The following is a 17,299-nucleotide window of genomic DNA, read 5'->3' as shown; positions in this document are numbered from 1 at the left end:
AATGGTTCTTTATTTTTCATCGCGTCCTAAGTATTACTAAATTACTTATTTTAACTCTAACTTTTTAGAGTTGACACAGTTCACTTTACAGTCTCTCGTTTGTAAATAGTTACTTAGTTGTTGGTATTTAAAATAATCTTAATTTATGGGTAGATCTCGAGATAAGCATATTCGTATGCAGTATTCCACAATATTTATAAGTCATAAAAATAAATATTTTATAACTAACTAAAGAAATCTTTAAATCACCTAAGTATTGTAACCAAAAAATTACATGTAAGTTTAATCTTTACTTATTATATTTATTCAACACTTTTAATCTAAATTATATGAACCTCGCCAAAATGATCTCTAAATTTTTTTTAATAGCCTGCCTTCCGCTACTATTATTAGTAGGATGTAAAAAAGATAAAATTGATGCAATCAAAGAAGAAAGTAATTCTGAGAAAGTGTTGACTATATCAAGGAATTTTTCAACCAAAGCTGAATTGAATAAATTCATGGAAAACACTAAAACACTTCGAGAAGAGGTAGTCATCACCGTACCAACTACCTCAAGTTCGGATACCTTGCTACACACAAACTCCCTCGAAAATACAATACCTAGTCCTGCGGTAGGCTATCATTCATGGAGATTTAACTTTGAACAATTTGCAGAGGATGGATATCCAAGTGTTTTATTTTGTGTTGGGAATTATGACCCGTTATTCAACATCAGTAATTTCTCAAATTCTCTTGCCTTGGGTAGCGAGTTATTTCCTGGGAAAACAGCCAGTATATCAGACGGTCAAACGTTTTTCACTACCTTAGGCCCTGATGGATGGGTGATTCAAAGTAGTCATTCGTTCGTAGAGGAATTAAGCCTAGGTGGTGTAATAGCATGGAGGCGATCTTATTCTGTGCGAGCGACGGTAAGACCTGGTATTCAACCAAATACAATTAAAGCAGTTTTAGATTTTATACAAATTTAGATAAACCATTATGAGCAGAACAGCAATCACAATTTTAAAAAAACGCATGCTGGCTATTTTCATAGCTTGTCTTGCGGCAGGACTTATACTAAGAATGTTACATTTTTCAAATGTAATTTGTATTGTCTTATTTAGTGCGGCGACGTTATCTTTATTTACATTGTTTATACTTGTTAATAAAGAATTCTTTCAAAAAAAGGCGCGATAGCGGCTATACTTTCAATACTTATTTAAGAGTACGGATCAAGTCATAAACTTGTGGAGGAGGACTCTCTTTAAGCATAGATCTGCGTTAACCTATACAAGAAGAATTCGATATTTCTTACCCCTCTAAACTGACTTCTGAAGGCTTTGATTTTGGCATTGAATGATTCCGCTGAAGCATTTGTAGACCTATTATCAAAGTAATTGAGGATGGTTTCATAATGATTTTGGATGGAGCGGGATATCGTATTGAAGGATTTAAAACCAGATTGCCTGATAGCCTCGTGCCACTTGGCTAGTCTTGCCAGGCCATATAGTTTATCTGTTGTATTTTCAAAGATATTACTGAGGTTCATACTTAGATTATATGCCTGTTTTATGTAACTGTAACCATTCTTTATTTTCAGCTAGTCTAATCTTGGTAGAAGCCGCCCTTTTGAGACTATCAACAATTTTGACATAGATCATGGTAGTTTTTATATCCTTATGACCTAACATTTTTGATAGTGTTACTATGTCTGTACCGAATAATAGCTGTAGAGTAGCATAAGTATGCCTAAAACAGTGGAAGCTAAATTTCTTCTTGATACCCGCTTCAGCTAACCAGCCTGGTAAAACGGATCTGACCTTACTATAAGATAAGCCGGAGAACACTAAACTGTCCATATCAGGAATACTTCCTAGTAAATCAAAAGCCTGATCAGGTATAGGTAGATAATCAGCGGCATCTGTTTTATCAATGGAAAATTGAACAGAATAATTCCCTCTTGATCCTCTGATCTCATCCCATCTCATAGTATGAATATCTGAAAATCTCAATCCGGTCAAAGCTGAGAAAATTGAAGCCCTATATACAACCTGAGAAGTGCATGGTGTATCTGCAAGCCTCTGTAATTCTTCAAGCGTTAGAAATTCGCGATGAGTTTCTTTTGGAGATATGCTGTCCACCAATTCATAAATATTAGTAGAAAGTAAACGCTTTTTAAAAGCTTGCCTAAGTGTTGCCCGAAATTTAGCGAAATAACTGACTGCTGTATTTTGTGATATCGGGCGATTTCTATTTCCTAAGGCTGGAGCAGAAAGTAAATAATCTGCATATTCTTCAGCAAAAGTTTCATTGACTTGCGGAAAGGGAATATATGTTCCGGTAAAATCTTTAAAATAACGCAATGCCATATCCCAATTATCTGAATCACTTTTGCTTGCCTTATTTTTCTCAGTTTCAAAAAAATCTACAAAGTTACCTTTCATCATCCTTTCGGAGATAAAATCATACTTCATCGCCTGAATATCTAAAATGCGACTGGCTTGAATGTGCTGGGCTAGTGCCATTGTTTCTTCATTATGAAACCTTTCAGTATCATTTTTAGGCCTTTTATATAAATAGATATCTAGAAATTGATATCTGCTTAATTTCCCTGTATCAGGATTGACAATCTTTGGCCAGAAGTCCAAATACAATGATACCCTCCCCTTCTTAAGGATTTTCTTTCTCAACGTCACACTTCCCATCTCACCTTATTTTATAGCCTCTCAATAATTTATCAACAACCTTTTTAGAGTAGAAGACTTCTCTTCCTTTAGGAATCTTTGGAACATTCTTCCTTCTAAACATGGTATACAACAAATCCCTCGTTACCTCAAATTTACTAACTAATTCCGGAATACTATAACAATTATCGATTTTTAGCGGCTCTACAACCTTGATATTCTTAGGTTTAGGAACAACTTCAAATTTTGGATTTTCCAACAATTTATCGATATCCGATCGTTTGATCTTAATTTGTCTTACACCCAAATTTGATGCTTTGATCCGTCCATCATTAATCATGTTGTAAACAGCTTTGGTAGAACAGCCAATCAAAGCAGCCACATCTTTTACTAGAAGTATATCTTTATCTAAAATTAGAGCCCTTTGTTTAATCGTATTTACTTCCTTCAATACTTTTACTTCAGCTTCGCTTCTGGCAAGTTTTGCTTTCCGCTCCTGGGCCATCTGATTCTGTTTTCTGCAATGTTGACTACAGTACATAGTAACAGTTGTCTTAGCCAAAAATTCATTCCCGCAAATCTGGCAGATCCTTGTTATTGTAAAATTTGAACTCATTTTCTATTAATATAAGTAGACTTAAGGTGACATAAGATGATTTAAGGGTATTTAAGCGAAGTTATTTATCCAAAATTTTAACAAAAAATCGACGCAACCGAAAAATCATTTTTGGGTAACAAATGAGTAACAAAAATAGCCAAAACAACAATCAAAAACAATAAAGAACAAGAAATTAAGAAAAGACAAAGCCGTTATTTACAATTAAATAAGGGCTTTTTTTAATAGATATTAATTGATTTTAAGGTGGCCTATTTCCCAATACAAAACTTACTAAATATATTTTCCAGCAAATCATCCGTAGTCACCTTTCCCGTAATCTCACCCAGATAATACAGTGCCTGCTTGATATCTATCGCCAAAAAATCTGAAGTCACCGGATTAAGCAATCCTTCGGAAACACTATGCAATGATTCCTGGGTTTTCCTTAATGCTTCTACATGCCTGATGTTCGTCACCATTGTATGGCTTTCAGCCAGCTTGTCACCTACCACAGTATCATAAAGCAATTCTTTCAGCTCCTCGATACCCTGGTTCTCTTTTGCAGATATGGCCATGAACTGGATATCCAGTGGCAATGCCAGTTCCTTGATCCTGTCACTGTAGGTTAAGTCCATCTTATTTGCTACGGCAACAAATGCAAAACCTGGTCTGTACAAACTTTCAATGTCTTCATGGATTTCCCTGGCGGTCATGTTCACTACATCAAACAAATACACAAGAACGGCCGACTGGCTGATCTTCTGCATGGTCTTCTCTACTCCTATCGCTTCAATCGTATCTGTAGCTTCACGTATGCCCGCTGTATCGATCAACCTGAAGTTGATACCATTGATGTTTAAAACCTCTTCTATCGTGTCCCTTGTCGTCCCTGCGATCTCACTCACAATTGCACGGTCTTCATTCAGTAAAACATTCAGCAAAGTTGATTTCCCTGCATTTGGCCTTCCGGCAATTACAGTGTTGATTCCTTCCTTGATCACATTCCCAAGTTCAAACGAGCGGATCAGCTTGTTCAGCACCAGCGTGATCTTGTTGATCAGTTCCTGCAGCTGGTCCCTGTTGGCAAACTCTACGTCCTCCTCGGAGAAATCCAGTTCCAGTTCTATCATCGAAGCAAAATGGATCAGCTGTTCGCGCAATACATTCAGCTCAGTGCTGAAACCTCCGCGCAGCTGGTTCATGGCCACACTATGCGCTGCCTGTGAATCTGAGGAGATCAGATCTGCAACTGCTTCGGCCTGCGAGAGATCCATTGCACCATTTAAGAAAGCACGCAGGGTAAATTCTCCCGGTTTTGCAGCCGATGCACCTCTTTTGATCAGCAAATTGATAATCTGCTGGATGATATAATTAGAACCATGGCAGGAGATCTCCACCACATTTTCCCTGGTATAGGATTTAGGGCCTACAAAGAGGCTCACTACAACTTCGTCGATCACGACGTCCCCGTCTTTGATCAGTCCGAAATGCAGGGTATGTGTAGGTTGTGTTAGTAAATCTTTTCCGCTGAAGACGGAATTGGTGATGGCAATAGCGTCTTTACCCGATAAGCGGATCACTCCAATGGCTCCCGATCCGGGCGGAGTTGACAAAGCTACTATTGTTTCATTTGTGATCATGGCAATGGCTTAATTGATAAGAATGTGCAAATCTACCCAAACATTTGCATGCTTTACATAGTTAGATAGGGAAACTTAACATTAGCATTACAATATGAAGGAATTGCCTCTCACCGTAAAAAGGTCTTTAGAATTACTGGGTTTACTGCTTGTCGGCACCGTACTGGTGATAGGAAGCGACATCATCATGCCGGTAATCATGGCATTCTTTATCAGCATTATGCTGGTACCTATCTATCGCTGGTTAAGAAAACACAAAGTTCCTGAAGCGCTGGCTATCATTCTGCCAATTTTAATGGTAGTCATATTTGTAGGCCTTATTGCCTGGTTCTTCTCTGCACAGGTCGGTAATCTGGTAAAAGACTTCCCGCAGATCAAGCAGAACGTATCCAAACATCTGCAGGCCTTAAGTGAATGGGTAAGCCGCATCAGTCACTATTCCACTACCGAACAACTAGCTTTTATCAATAAAAAAAGTAACGATCTGCTGTCTATGGCCGGAGGAATGGCAAGTGGTGCGGCGGTAACGCTCAGCTCTGTATTTGTATTCATGGGCTTATTGCCTATCTATATCTATCTGATGCTGTTTTATAAAGATATCCTGCTCAGGTTTGTCTTTATGTGGTTTACACCGGATCACCACCCAAAGGTTAAAGACGCCATCTACGAGACGGAATCGATCATCAAAAGTTACCTTGTAGGGCTGCTGATCCAGGTTACGTACATGACGGTTTTGCTGGGAGGTGTCTTGCTGCTTTTCGGAATTAAACATGCACTGCTCATTGGCGTGATCTTCGCTATCCTTAACCTGATCCCTTACGTAGGTGCACTGATTGGAAACATTATTGGGGTACTGCTTACTTTGACGGCCTCTGCCACTTTAGGACCCGTGGTTACAGTACTCGCTGTAATTGCCGGAGTTCAGTTTCTTGATAACAATATACTCATGCCCCGGATTGTGGGTTCAAAAGTGAAGATCAATGCTTTGATGGCAATATTAGGCGTAATCGTTGGCGGAAGTATCGCCGGAGTTTCAGGAATGTTCCTTTCCATGCCAATCATTGCCGTACTGAAAGTAATATTCGACAGAACAGAAATGTTCAAACAATGGGGTGTCCTGTTCGGGGATGAAAGGCCCTCAAAAAGCCCGATGAAGTTCCCCGGTTTCAGGAAAAAAGAACCCGTACAGACCACCGCAGGTGTTGAAAAAGAATAAAAAAGGTTGTGGTTTCCATACTGCCTGCCGCTTAAGCGGCAGGCAGTATGGAAACCACAACCTTTTTTATTCCCCTCCAGATCTTACATCCTTTCAGGAACTTCAATCCCCAGAATCCTCATTCCGGATTTCAGGATATTCGCAGTAACCCAGCTCAGGTTTAACCTGTGTTGTTTTATCTGCTCATCTTCTTCTTTTACAATTGGCGGAATTTCATGGTAGAACTTATTGAACATCTTGGCCACTTCATAAATATAGTTGGCCAAACTAGCAGGGCTGAATGTTTTAGCCGCAGCGGCGATCTCTGACGGATATTTCGCCAGCAGGATAATCATTTCCACTTCAGTGACAGATAGTTCAATCTGGTTATCTACCTTCTGCCCTTCCTCAAAACCTGCTTTACTTAGCAGCGATTTGATACGCGCATGGGTGTACTGGATAAAAGGTCCCGTGTTTCCCTGGAAATCGATTGATTCAGCAGGATCAAATAGTAAACGCTTTTTAGGTTCAACTTTCAGCAGAAAATACTTCAGCGCACCCATTCCTATCTTATAATACAGGCTTTCTCTTTCTTCTTCGCTGAAATGCTCAACTTTGCCCAGCGCCTCAGTTTTCTGTTTCGCTGTGGCAACCATTTCGGCAATCAGGTCATCGGCATCCACTACCGTTCCTTCACGTGATTTCATCTTTCCGCTTGGAAGATCTACCATCCCGTACGACAAATGGTATAATCCCTTCGCCCAGCTTTTGCCAAGTTTATCCAGGATCAGGAACAACACCTTAAAGTGATAATCCTGTTCGTTACCCACCACATAGATGGACTCATCCATTTGGAAATCGTCATATTTCATCTGTGCAGTACCCAGGTCCTGTGTGATATACACAGACGTACCATCTGCACGCAATACCAGCTTTTGGTCCAGTCCGTCAGCAGTAAGGTCAATCCATACCGAACCATCTTCTTTCTTAAAGAAAACACCCTTTGCAAGACCTTCATCAACAGTATCTTTTCCTAATAAATAGGTATTACTTTCATAGTAATATTTATCAAAATCTACCCCCAGGTTCTTATAAGTAACCGCAAAGCCCTCATACACCCAGCCGTTCATTGTTTTCCAAAGGCTGATCACTTCCTCATCACCAGATTCCCAGGCCAGTAACATTGCCTGTGCTTCTCTGATCAGCGGGGCATTTTTCTTTGCCTCATCTTCAGTTTGTCCTGTGATTTTAAGTGCTTCGATCTCCTTTTTGTATTCCTTATCAAAGATCACATAGTATTTACCCACCAGGTGATCGCCTTTCAGTCCTGAACTTAAAGGCGTTTCGCCATTGCCCCATTTCTGCCAGGCCAGCATCGACTTACAGATATGTATGCCCCTGTCATTGACAAGGTTTACTTTATAAACTTCCGAGCCACTGGCCTTCAGCAGTTCTGATACTGAATAGCCAAGCAGGTTGTTACGTACATGCCCCAGGTGAAGCGGTTTATTGGTATTTGGAGATGAATATTCTACCATTACCTTTTTGCCATTGGACGGGATCGTACCATAATCGGGTTTCAGCAGATCTGAATTAAACAGGTCCATCCAATAGGCATTCGTAATGCTCAGGTTCAGGAATCCTTTAACTACGTTAAAAGCGGTAACTACTTCGAGATTGGCTACCAGATATACGCCCAGATCATTTGCCGTCTGCTCGGGCGACTTTTTAGAAAAACGTACAATTGGAAAAACTACTATAGTTGCCTGCCCCTCAAACTCTTTACGTGTATCTTGTATACTGATCAGGCTCTCTTCAACATCCTGATTATAGAGTTGCTTAATGCCTTTCACTACTTCCGTGATAATAAAATCCATGGCCAAAAATAACCAAATAAGCAATAATGAGCGAATATTATATTTTAAAAAAATATTGGATAGCTTTGCTTCACCATAAACTGTGTATGACCGAAAATAACGAAAATTTCAAAGTAAAAGTAAGTACGGAAATTGGCCGGCTGCGTAAGCTTCTGATTCATAGTCCCGATAGTGGCCTGGGTAAAGTTGTGCCTTCAAAAGCTCAGGATTGGCTTTTCGAAGATATTGTACATCTGGACACTATCCGCAAAGACGAATACGATTATTATGTTAAACTCCTGATGTACTTTCTTGACCCCGCTAAAATCAAGGGAAAGCTGGCCGAAATTGACAGCGATACATCCGGAAGGAAATTCTTTAAACCCGATCACCCCGGCTTCCATGGCTCCCTCGCTGTGATAGAAATACAGAACCTGCTTTCAGACATCCTGAAAGATCCTATCATCAGGAAAAAACTGGCCGCATCGGTATGTGCCATTGAGGGCTGTACCTATAAATTGCAGCTGCAGCTTATAGAAACCGAGCCTGCAGAGCTCGCCAAGATCTTTATTTCCGGCAGTATGGCCGATGACCTGATGATCTTTGCCCCTATCCCCAACCTCATTTTTACACGTGATGTGGGCATTACCATCAACAGCCATATCCTGCTGAATAAACCCGCAAAAAAAGCAAGGAGCAGGGAAACCTTACTGATGCGTTATATCTTTTTTAACCACCCCCTGTTTGCCGCCTATACCGGCAACATCCTGGAGATCCCCGATGCCGCACAACATTTCCTGCGCCCCGGCGAAGAAGATGAACACCGCACTACTCTTGAAGGTGGCGATGTGATGATGGTGAGCGATAACCACGTGCTGATCGGCTGCAGTGAAAGGACTTCAGCCTATGGCGCAAATGAAGCGATAAAACTACTGTTCGACAACAATGTAGTGAACAAGGTAACGGTAGTTAAAATCCCGAATAAAAGGGACTTTATGCATATTGACACCGTATTTACCCAGGTGAAACGTAATGTATGGACCCTCCTGCGGTCTATTTCAGGAAATCAGACAAGCGGCCCTGCAGAGCCCATATACTACCTTATTGAACCAGATCATAAAGATGTCACCGAGATTATTCAGTTCAGCAAAAACCGGGAAAAGCCGGTCAGCTTTGACAGCATTGAAGCTCTGCTGAACGATATCAGTAAAAATGAACTGGGCAGCGCCGAAGAAACGCAGTTTATTTACAGTGGCAATGGTGCTTTCCCCTATGACGCCCGCGAACAATGGACAGACTCATGTAACCTGCTGGCCATTAAAGAAGGCGTGGTTTTGGGTTACGACCGTAACGATAAAACCATTGAGGCCTTCAAAAGCAATGGCTTTAATGTAGTACATGTAAAAGACCTGATCCAGGACCTGGAGAGCGGAAAAGCCAGTGCTGAAGAGATTACCGACACCCTGATACTGATGCCATCAGCAGAACTGTCAAGGGCCAGGGGTGGGTTCCACTGTATGAGCCTGCCGCTGTTAAGGGACGAATTATAATCACCAAACTACCCAGAATGCAAACAACCAATCAGCTGTTGATGATCCGCCCGGTGGATTTCAAATTCAACGAGCAAACCGCGGGAAACAATAAATTTCAGCAGGCAACTACACAGGAAAATGTGCAGGCACAGGCGCTAAAGGAATTCGACGATTTCGTTAGCCTGCTCAGGACAAACGAGGTAGAAGTAACCGTAATTGACGACACCCTCAATCCTGAAACGCCGGACTCTGTCTTCCCCAATAACTGGGTCTCTTTTCATGATGACGGACAGGTGTTTCTCTATCCCATGTTTTCGGAAAACCGTCGCCTTGAACGCCGCGATGATATCCTCTTTAAGCTGAATGAAAATTTCATGATCGATCATGTCACTGACCTTTCTTTCTATGAAGAAAACAGCGTTTACCTGGAAGGTACCGGAAGTATGGTACTGGACAGGGAAAATAAAACCGCCTATGCCTGCCTTTCGGTAAGAACTGATGAGAAAATACTTGCAGATTTCTGTGAACGCTCAGGATATTCTCCCGTTACGTTCCATGCCACTGATGCAGAGGGCTTCCCGATTTACCATACCAATGTGATGATGTGTATTGGTAATAGTTTCGCGGTGGTCTGCCTGGAATCTGTGCCAGATGAAGAAGAAAAGGAAAAGATATTATCCGGACTGAGCAGTGACGAACATGAAATCATCGAGATCAGCCTTGACCAGATGAACCATTTTGCGGGCAATATGCTGCAGATAAAAAACAATAGCGGAGATCCGCTGTTGGTGATGTCAGAACAAGCCTATTTATCGCTGAAAGCAAGCCAGATAGAGAGACTGGAAAAATACAGCCACATCATTTATTCGCCATTATATACCATTGAAAAAAATGGTGGAGGAAGCGCCAGATGCATGCTGGCAGAGATACACCTTGAAAAAAAATAAATACTACCTGTACATGACAGTATTTTGATTTATTCAGGCTGTTTCTCAATTTAAAATTACATTTTTGCAAAAATATTTTAACCATAAATGCAGAGTTACTCCGAATTTCTTGATCTTAGTGTTGGCTTTCCACAGGAAGGCTACAGCGTTATAGATGACGAATTGTATTTTCAAGACCTGAACCTTATGGAAATGATTGAAACCTATGGTACCCCACTGCGTTTCACTTATCTTCCGATGATCAGCAAAAAGATCCAGCAGGCAAAACTGCTTTTTCAAACTGCCATCATCAAGAACAATTACCGAGGTGATTATAAATATTGCTATTGTACCAAAAGTTCACACTTTAAACATATCGTTGAAGAAGCTTTAAAGAATGGCATTCACCTGGAAACCTCATCCGCTTTTGATATGCCGATGATCGAGGCACTGGAGAAAAAAGGTTCCCTGACGAAAGATATTACTGTTATTTGCAACGGTTTCAAGACCTATCAATACAAACAGTATATCATTGATATGCTGCATGACGGTTACAAGAACATTATACCTGTACTGGACAACAAAGAGGAATTCAACCTTTTTGATGATGAGGTGGAAATGGACACTCCCTGTAATTTAGGTATCCGTATCGCGGCAGAGGAACAACCTGACTCACAGTTCTATACTTCACGTTTAGGCGTACGTATGGAAGACGTGATAGACTTCTATAACAATAAGATTTCTGCCAATCCAAACTTCAGGGTGAAGTTACTGCATTTCTTTATCAACTCCGGTATTACAGATTCTCCGTACTACTGGAACGAACTGGAGAAATATGTAACCTTGTACTGCAAATTTAAAAAGATCAACCCCGAACTGGACACTTTAGATATCGGTGGCGGTATGCCGTTCAAAGATTCCCTGGTGTTTGATTTCGATTACGAATACATGGTGAACGAGATCGTGAAAAGGATCAAGGAGATCTGCGCAGAGCATGATGTGGTGGAACCTGATATCATCACTGAATTCGGAAAATACACCGTTGCTGAAGCTTCGGGCATCCTGTACAAAGTATTGGGCCGTAAACAGCAGAATGACCGTGAAAAATGGCTGATGCTGGATGGTTCATTCATCACCAACCTTCCTGATGTCTGGGCACTAAACCAAAAATACATCCTCCTTCCGGTAAACAACTGGGATGCAGAATATGAGAGGGTCAACCTTGGAGGAATCACGTGCGACGGACAGGATTACTACAACCAGGAAGCGCATATGAACTCGGTATTTATGCCTAAAACGCGTAAAGTACAATACCTTGGTTTCTTCAATACCGGTGCTTACCAGGAAGTATTAAGCGGTTACGGTGGTATCCACCACTGTCTGCTCCCAAGCCCTAAACATGTGATCATTCGCCGCAATCGTGACGAGACGTTCAATTTCGAAGTATTCGGAGAAGAGCAGAACAGCAAACAAGTGCTGAAGATCCTGGGTTATACCTAGCCAGGGAATTACATGAAGCTAAATAACTGAGCCCGCTGGTAAGCCAAGCGGGCTTTTTATATTACGCAAAATGACGATCACCTCCATCCGTAGTGATCATCGTCATTTTATCCTGAAAGGGTTCAGCAGAACTTTGTTAAAAAAGATCTCATGAAAACAACCCACCTACTACTGCTGCTTCCTGCAATGATACTGAGCCTCGGTGCCTGCCAGAACGGAGACAGGAACCATCGTGACCAGGCCGCAACAACTGTTGCAGACAGCACCAGTGATACCACCCAAAGGGCCCAGATGTACACCTCTGATGTAGATCTGAACGGAAACGAAAAAGCCTTCATCCTGAGCGTTTCTGACAATGCATTACTGGAAGCCGAAGCTGGTGCACTAATCGTTCAGAAAACAAAGAATCAGGCGATCAGCGGACTTGCCAAACAGCTCATCAAAGGCTATACGAAAGCCGGTAAGGACCTTACAACGATTGCAAAAGGAAAAGGACTGGATGTACAAACTGTTTTGTCACAGGATCATCAGGCAGAGGTAACCTCCCTGAAGGCACTTTCAGGATTGGCCCTCGACAAAGCCTATATCAGTCTGGTGATCCGTATCCATTCCCACGATGAAGACCTTTTTGGGAAAGCCGCCATATTCAAAAACAAAGACCTGAAGATATTTGCCCTGAATTTCCTTCCCGAAATCCAGAAATTTCATAAAACAGCCACCGATGTTGCCATAAAGATGAACTTAAGCAATAAAGGAAATGGAAATGACCTGCAATAACCTGCAGAAATGACTTACATAAAGCAATACAATGACTATATAAATAACAAAAAGACCTTCAGCAGATCATGGAAATGATCAGCCCCGGAAGACCCAGGCATTCTGCTTCGGAAACGCTGTGCCCTGTCGGGAACCTCTGCATCTGCTTTTAAAGCTCTGCATACTGCGATGAATAACCTCTGTATCTGCTTTTGAAGCTCTGCATACTACGATGAACAACCTCTGCATCCTGCCCGGATCAATGTAGAAAGTTTGTCCTCCTTTTGTGTATGCTCTTCATCAGATCATCCTTTTGAAATAAAAAATATGGGTACTTGTTTTTCGGCCTTCTATGTTTTGCCCCGCAAAAGATAGACAGCCGAAAAACAAGTACCCATATTTTTTATCCCACCCAATCCCCCTTTTTGAAGAGCATAAAAAAACTAACTATGAAACCTTAATATCTTTACTTTCAGGCTGAACATCTGCTTTTTTACCGATAGTAATGGTTAAGATCCCATTCAGGTATTCAGCGGAAATTTTTTCTGCATCTACTGTTTCAGGTAAGACAAAAGATCTTGCAAAAGACAAATAATCAAATTCTTTTCTGCTGTAATTTTTCTTTGCAGCCGTGTCATCAGCTTTTTTCTCAGCCCATACTGCAAGCGTGTCTTTTTTCAAATTGATTTGGAAATCGGATTTCTCCAGGCCGGGCGCAGCCAGTTCTATGCTATAATCCTGCTCAGATTCCAGAATATTTACTCCGGGAACTTTGTTAATTGAATAGTTTTTATTTAGTGCATCACTGAACAAAGAATCAAAAACATTGTTAAAGTAAGGTGCTGTGTTTCTGGTACGGTTGTTAAATTTTACTAATGTCATGGTTATATTCTCCTTTATTTTTTAATTTTTAAATATTTAATAACTCTTGTTCAACTCCTATACCAACCCAAATATTCTATGATTTTCAAGACATTATGGCGCTCCAAATCAAAACATACAGACAAAAAGTCAGCTACACCAGCAAACTTCGACAGTTTCAAGTATAAAACTACTATTGAAACTCGGTTTGCGGATTTTGATATGATGGGCCATGTGAACAATGCCGTTTATTTCACCTATATGGAAATTGCAAGAACCAGGTATTGGAAACAGGCGATTTCCTGGGATTGGGAGAAAACAGGGGTAGTTATTGCACAGGCGTCCCTGGATTATGTACTTCCGGTATATTTAAAAGATAAGATCACGATGTATGTACGCACGTCCAGAATAGGAACAAGCAGTTTCGACCTCGAATACACGCTGGTCAAAGATGTAAACGGCAAAGAAGAAGTATGCACCAAAGGTAAAACAATATGTGTGGCCTTCGACTACAAAACTAAGTCACCTGCACCGATCCCTGAACCTGAAAGGATCAAGATGACCACATTCGAGCAGCTTTCCTAAAGCTGCCCGAACTACTCATAAAACTGCCTCTCCCTTTAAAATATTTTCCCTGGATTCAGGATACTGTTGGGATCAAACACCAATTTGATATTTCTCATCAGGTTAAGATGAATCTCGCTGTATTTGATAGGCATAAATTCACGCTGCACGAGCCCTATCCCATGCTCTCCAGATATTGTTCCGCCCAAATCTGCAGTCAGCTGGAATAACTCAGCGATACCATCCTTCAGTTTATTTGCCCAGTCATCATCACTCATCCCGGCCTTGATGATATTGATATGCAGGTTTCCATCACCCGCATGACCGTAACAAACACTCTCAAAACCATATTTTGATCCAATCTCTTTAATTCCGCTGATCAGTTTTGGCAATGCCGCACGTGGTACCACAGTATCTTCCTCCTTATAAACAGAGTTGGATTTTACAGATTCAGCCATGGTCCTGCGCATCTTCCAGAGCTCCTCCTTCTGCTGTGCCGTGTCGGCAAAAAGCACATCGGTACAGCCAAACCGCTCCAGCACTTCATTTACTTTTTCACAGTCTTTAAAGATCGTATCCATGTCATTTCCGTCAAACTCAATCATCAGGAAGGCATTGATGCCATCTTTAAGATCAAACTTAATGTCATTATACTGAACAACCCACTCCACTCCCTTACGTTCCATAAATTCCAGCGCCGAAGGAATGATTCCCGCCCTGAAAATTGCAGATACTGCCGCACAGGCCGCTTCGTTTTCGGTAAAAGATCCAAGCATCAGCACACTGAATTCCGATTTGGGAATCAGCTTGGTCACGATTTTTGTAACCACACCCAGCGTACCTTCAGAACCGATCATCAGCTGCGTAAGGTTATAACCTGAAGCATATTTCAGCGTATTCGCGCCGGTCCAGATTACCTCCCCGGTAGGGAGTACCACTTCAAGGTTCAGGATATACTCCCTGATCGTTCCATACTTCACCACCCGCGGGCCACCGGAACCATGCGCCACATTGCCGCCGATAAAACAGGAACCCTTACTGGAAGGATCAACGGGATACAATAACCCTTCCCGACCAACGGCATTGATAAACTCTTCAGTAATAACACCCGGTTCTACAGTAGCCTGCAGGTTATCTGTATCAATTGATATGATCGACTTAAAGCGCTCCATGGACAATAACACCCCACCAAAAACAGGTAAGGCAGCACCACTTAACCCGGTCCCTCCGCCCCGTGGGGTAACAGGCACATGTTTTTCATTACATAATTTCAGCAAAGCCGACACCGCAGCGGTATTCACTGGTTTTACCACTACCTCAGGATAATAACGAAGATCTTCGGTTTCATCATGGCTGTAATCCGTTAACGAGTGCTGATCGGTAAATACATTTTCAGCCCCAATAGCAATAACAAGCTGGCTGAGGATCTCCGGAGTAATTTTGGTGTACTGAATAGCTGTTGACATATAATTGGTTATTTTACCCCTGGGGGCTAATTCTTTTTTTCTGAGGAATACGACAATTGAACAAAAGAATGATTGATCTCGCCGGGCATCGGAGGGAACATCTTTTTAATTCCTGCTACCGCTGTGTGTACAAAGGGGTAGGCAGAGATCACCCTGTCAAGGATAACGCGAACTACAGATTCGAGTAATTTCTTCGTGTTGCCCATTTCCTCAAGGATGATGGTATTGAGCACCTCATAATTCACTGTGCGCTGCAGGTCCTCCGTATATCCCGAAGGCCTGAAGGTAACCTCCACACTAACCAGGAATTCCGTTCCGGTAAGTTGCTCTTCCGGATAAAGCCCGTGGAAGGCAAAACATCTGACATCGTTTAAGGCAACGGTTTGTAAAAACATATGGATTCTTTCTGTTTAGCAAAAATAAATTTTTGATTGGTTTTAACCAGCCATTACCCGAAATTATTACCTTTGAAATCAGGCACAGGAAATATAAAGACCTATCCTGCCCCTCCAAATATACTGATACCATGGACAAATCCGGAAAGAAAGACCTTTATGAGGCACCCGATTATTACCTGATTGACGATTTATTATCTGAAGAGCATAAACTAATCAGATCTGCGGCGCGCGACTGGGTGAAAAAGGAACTCAGTCCCGTAATAGAGGATTATGCCCAAAAGGCCGAATTTCCGAAACACCTGATCAAAGGCCTCGGGGAGATTGGTGCCTTCGGTCCAACTATCCCCCTGGAATACGGAGGTGCAGGACTGGATTATATCGCCTACGGCATATTGATGCAGGAACTGGAGCGGGGGGATTCCGGCATCCGCTCTACCGCATCTGTGCAGGGATCACTGGTCATGTATCCTATCTACACCTACGGATCTGAGGAGCAGCGCCGAAAATACCTGCCCAGGCTGGCTACCGGGGAAATGATGGGCTGCTTTGGGCTAACGGAACCAGATCATGGGTCTAACCCCGGAGGTATGGTAACGAACATTAAGGACAAAGGCGACCACTACCTGCTGAACGGGGCCAAAATGTGGATCTCCAATGCCCCCTTTGCAGATATTGCTGTCGTATGGGCTAAGGATGAGGCCGGAAAGATCAGGGGCCTGATCGTGGAACGCGGCATGGAAGGTTTTACCACTCCTGAAACGCACAACAAGTGGAGCCTCAGGGCTTCGGCCACAGGTGAACTGGTTTTTGATCAGGTAAAAGTACCGAAAGAGAATATTTTCCCTGAGATCTCAGGATTGAAAGGCCCGCTGGGCTGCCTGAACCAGGCACGTTATGGCATAGCCTGGGGCGCCCTGGGCGCGGCAATGGACTGTTACGATACCGCATTGAGATATGCCAAAGAGCGGGTACAGTTTGGCAAACCCATCGGAGCTTTCCAGCTGCAGCAGAAAAAACTGGCAGAGATGATCACTGAGATCACCAAAGGACAGCTGCTGGTATGGAGGCTCGGAGTATTGAAAACTGAAAACAGGGCTACTGCAGAACAGATCTCGATGGCCAAAAGGAACAGTGTGGAAGTTGCACTGGATGTAGCCAGAAATGCGAGACAGATGCTTGGCGGCATGGGTATCACAGGCGAATTTTCAGTAATGCGCCATATGATGAACCTGGAGTCTGTAGTTACCTATGAAGGAACGCAGGATATCCACCTGCTGATTACCGGCATGGACGTAACCGGCTTAAATGCCTTTAAATGAACGCAAGACCGCTAACAAAAAA

The 17,299-nt window shown here is 42.2% G+C and carries 16 protein-coding genes; 8 read left to right on the top strand and 8 right to left on the bottom strand.

Annotated elements, in window-relative coordinates:
* Nucleotides 1-329: 329 nt before the first annotated feature.
* Entirely contained in the window at nucleotides 330-971 is a 642-nt protein-coding gene (locus tag BLW16_RS10375; RefSeq protein ID WP_090556502.1) for a hypothetical protein, read from the top strand.
* 275 nt (nucleotides 972-1,246) lie between these two features.
* On the opposite strand, the gene BLW16_RS10365 is transcribed toward BLW16_RS10375, so the two are convergent.
* The 4 genes from BLW16_RS10365 to mnmE form a co-directional block, all read right to left on the bottom strand.
* Nucleotides 1,247-1,531 (bottom strand): transposase, encoded by a 285-nt coding sequence (locus BLW16_RS10365; RefSeq protein ID WP_217631548.1) that lies wholly within the window; start codon nucleotides 1,529-1,531, stop codon nucleotides 1,247-1,249.
* Between the two features lie 7 nt (nucleotides 1,532-1,538).
* A complete protein-coding gene (locus BLW16_RS10360) occupies nucleotides 1,539-2,687 on the bottom strand; it encodes a site-specific integrase (RefSeq protein ID WP_090556500.1) in 1,149 nt (382 codons plus the stop codon).
* 1 nt (nucleotide 2,688) lies between these two features.
* Nucleotides 2,689-3,171 carry a helix-turn-helix domain-containing protein gene (locus BLW16_RS10355; protein WP_175470544.1) on the bottom strand — a complete coding sequence of 161 codons (483 nt, stop codon included), beginning with the start codon at nucleotides 3,169-3,171 and terminating at the stop codon, nucleotides 2,689-2,691.
* A 362-nt stretch (nucleotides 3,172-3,533) separates the two neighbouring features.
* On the bottom strand, nucleotides 3,534-4,904 hold the full coding sequence (gene mnmE, locus BLW16_RS10350; RefSeq protein ID WP_090556498.1) for a tRNA uridine-5-carboxymethylaminomethyl(34) synthesis GTPase MnmE: 1,371 nt from the start codon (nucleotides 4,902-4,904) through the stop codon (nucleotides 3,534-3,536).
* Nucleotides 4,905-4,998: 94 nt separating this feature from the next.
* Between mnmE and BLW16_RS10345 the strand changes: the two genes are divergently transcribed.
* A complete protein-coding gene (locus BLW16_RS10345; protein ID WP_090556497.1) occupies nucleotides 4,999-6,120 on the top strand; it encodes an AI-2E family transporter in 1,122 nt (373 codons plus the stop codon).
* Nucleotides 6,121-6,203: 83 nt separating this feature from the next.
* Here BLW16_RS10345 and argS read toward each other — a convergent pair whose 3' ends face one another.
* The gene (argS, locus tag BLW16_RS10340; protein ID WP_090556496.1) at nucleotides 6,204-7,976 is read right to left on the bottom strand and encodes an arginine--tRNA ligase; all 1,773 of its coding nucleotides are present in this window, start codon (nucleotides 7,974-7,976) and stop codon (nucleotides 6,204-6,206) included.
* An 86-nt stretch (nucleotides 7,977-8,062) separates the two neighbouring features.
* On the opposite strand from argS, the gene BLW16_RS10335 reads away from it, so the two are divergent.
* From BLW16_RS10335 to BLW16_RS10320, 4 genes are all read left to right on the top strand, one after another.
* Nucleotides 8,063-9,505, top strand: coding sequence for an arginine deiminase family protein (locus BLW16_RS10335; RefSeq protein WP_090556495.1), 1,443 nt, complete (start codon nucleotides 8,063-8,065; stop codon nucleotides 9,503-9,505).
* Nucleotides 9,506-9,522: 17 nt separating this feature from the next.
* Nucleotides 9,523-10,434 carry a citrulline utilization hydrolase CtlX gene (ctlX, locus tag BLW16_RS10330; RefSeq protein WP_090556494.1) on the top strand — a complete coding sequence of 304 codons (912 nt, stop codon included), beginning with the start codon at nucleotides 9,523-9,525 and terminating at the stop codon, nucleotides 10,432-10,434.
* An 87-nt stretch (nucleotides 10,435-10,521) separates the two neighbouring features.
* Nucleotides 10,522-11,913, top strand: a complete 1,392-nt coding sequence (locus BLW16_RS10325) for an arginine decarboxylase (protein WP_090556493.1) — start codon at nucleotides 10,522-10,524, stop codon at nucleotides 11,911-11,913.
* A gap of 150 nt (nucleotides 11,914-12,063) precedes the next feature.
* Nucleotides 12,064-12,690 (top strand): DUF4142 domain-containing protein, encoded by a 627-nt coding sequence (locus tag BLW16_RS10320; protein ID WP_090556492.1) that lies wholly within the window; start codon nucleotides 12,064-12,066, stop codon nucleotides 12,688-12,690.
* 426 nt (nucleotides 12,691-13,116) lie between these two features.
* Here BLW16_RS10320 and BLW16_RS10315 read toward each other — a convergent pair whose 3' ends face one another.
* Nucleotides 13,117-13,551, bottom strand: coding sequence for an Hsp20/alpha crystallin family protein (locus BLW16_RS10315; RefSeq protein WP_090556491.1), 435 nt, complete (start codon nucleotides 13,549-13,551; stop codon nucleotides 13,117-13,119).
* Nucleotides 13,552-13,629: 78 nt separating this feature from the next.
* Between BLW16_RS10315 and BLW16_RS10310 the strand changes: the two genes are divergently transcribed.
* A complete protein-coding gene (locus BLW16_RS10310) occupies nucleotides 13,630-14,115 on the top strand; it encodes an acyl-CoA thioesterase (RefSeq protein ID WP_090556490.1) in 486 nt (161 codons plus the stop codon).
* Between the two features lie 35 nt (nucleotides 14,116-14,150).
* Here the strand turns inward: BLW16_RS10310 and BLW16_RS10305 are convergent, their stop codons facing one another.
* Together BLW16_RS10305 and BLW16_RS10300 are read right to left on the bottom strand one after the other, a co-directional pair.
* A complete protein-coding gene (locus BLW16_RS10305; protein WP_090556489.1) occupies nucleotides 14,151-15,560 on the bottom strand; it encodes an FAD-binding oxidoreductase in 1,410 nt (469 codons plus the stop codon).
* 26 nt (nucleotides 15,561-15,586) lie between these two features.
* Nucleotides 15,587-15,955 carry a dihydroneopterin aldolase gene (locus BLW16_RS10300; RefSeq protein ID WP_090556488.1) on the bottom strand — a complete coding sequence of 123 codons (369 nt, stop codon included), beginning with the start codon at nucleotides 15,953-15,955 and terminating at the stop codon, nucleotides 15,587-15,589.
* Between the two features lie 131 nt (nucleotides 15,956-16,086).
* On the opposite strand from BLW16_RS10300, the gene BLW16_RS10295 reads away from it, so the two are divergent.
* Nucleotides 16,087-17,277 carry an acyl-CoA dehydrogenase family protein gene (locus tag BLW16_RS10295; protein ID WP_090556523.1) on the top strand — a complete coding sequence of 397 codons (1,191 nt, stop codon included), beginning with the start codon at nucleotides 16,087-16,089 and terminating at the stop codon, nucleotides 17,275-17,277.
* Nucleotides 17,278-17,299 lie beyond the last annotated feature (22 nt).

Origin of the sequence: Pedobacter hartonius (assembly GCF_900107535.1) — a bacterium.
Lineage (GTDB): Bacteria > Bacteroidota > Bacteroidia > Sphingobacteriales > Sphingobacteriaceae > Pedobacter > Pedobacter hartonius.
The sequence above is the reverse complement of the archived record's forward strand: the minus strand, read 5'-3'. Positions and strand labels throughout refer to the sequence as shown.

Excerpts from the sequence above, each read along its gene's own strand:
- BLW16_RS10375 (WP_090556502.1), top strand. The coding sequence starts at position 330 with ATGAACCTCGCCAAAATGATCTCTAAATTTTTTTTAATAGCCTGCCTT.
- BLW16_RS10365 (WP_217631548.1), bottom strand. The coding sequence starts at position 1,531 with ATGAACCTCAGTAATATCTTTGAAAATACAACAGATAAACTATATGGC.
- BLW16_RS10360 (WP_090556500.1), bottom strand. The coding sequence starts at position 2,687 with ATGGGAAGTGTGACGTTGAGAAAGAAAATCCTTAAGAAGGGGAGGGTA.
- BLW16_RS10355 (WP_175470544.1), bottom strand. The coding sequence starts at position 3,171 with ATGGCCCAGGAGCGGAAAGCAAAACTTGCCAGAAGCGAAGCTGAAGTA.
- mnmE (WP_090556498.1), bottom strand. The coding sequence starts at position 4,904 with ATGATCACAAATGAAACAATAGTAGCTTTGTCAACTCCGCCCGGATCG.
- BLW16_RS10345 (WP_090556497.1), top strand. The coding sequence starts at position 4,999 with ATGAAGGAATTGCCTCTCACCGTAAAAAGGTCTTTAGAATTACTGGGT.
- argS (WP_090556496.1), bottom strand. The coding sequence starts at position 7,976 with ATGGATTTTATTATCACGGAAGTAGTGAAAGGCATTAAGCAACTCTAT.
- BLW16_RS10335 (WP_090556495.1), top strand. The coding sequence starts at position 8,063 with ATGACCGAAAATAACGAAAATTTCAAAGTAAAAGTAAGTACGGAAATT.
- ctlX (WP_090556494.1), top strand. The coding sequence starts at position 9,523 with ATGCAAACAACCAATCAGCTGTTGATGATCCGCCCGGTGGATTTCAAA.
- BLW16_RS10325 (WP_090556493.1), top strand. The coding sequence starts at position 10,522 with ATGCAGAGTTACTCCGAATTTCTTGATCTTAGTGTTGGCTTTCCACAG.
- BLW16_RS10320 (WP_090556492.1), top strand. The coding sequence starts at position 12,064 with ATGAAAACAACCCACCTACTACTGCTGCTTCCTGCAATGATACTGAGC.
- BLW16_RS10315 (WP_090556491.1), bottom strand. The coding sequence starts at position 13,551 with ATGACATTAGTAAAATTTAACAACCGTACCAGAAACACAGCACCTTAC.
- BLW16_RS10310 (WP_090556490.1), top strand. The coding sequence starts at position 13,630 with ATGATTTTCAAGACATTATGGCGCTCCAAATCAAAACATACAGACAAA.
- BLW16_RS10305 (WP_090556489.1), bottom strand. The coding sequence starts at position 15,560 with ATGTCAACAGCTATTCAGTACACCAAAATTACTCCGGAGATCCTCAGC.
- BLW16_RS10300 (WP_090556488.1), bottom strand. The coding sequence starts at position 15,955 with ATGTTTTTACAAACCGTTGCCTTAAACGATGTCAGATGTTTTGCCTTC.
- BLW16_RS10295 (WP_090556523.1), top strand. The coding sequence starts at position 16,087 with ATGGACAAATCCGGAAAGAAAGACCTTTATGAGGCACCCGATTATTAC.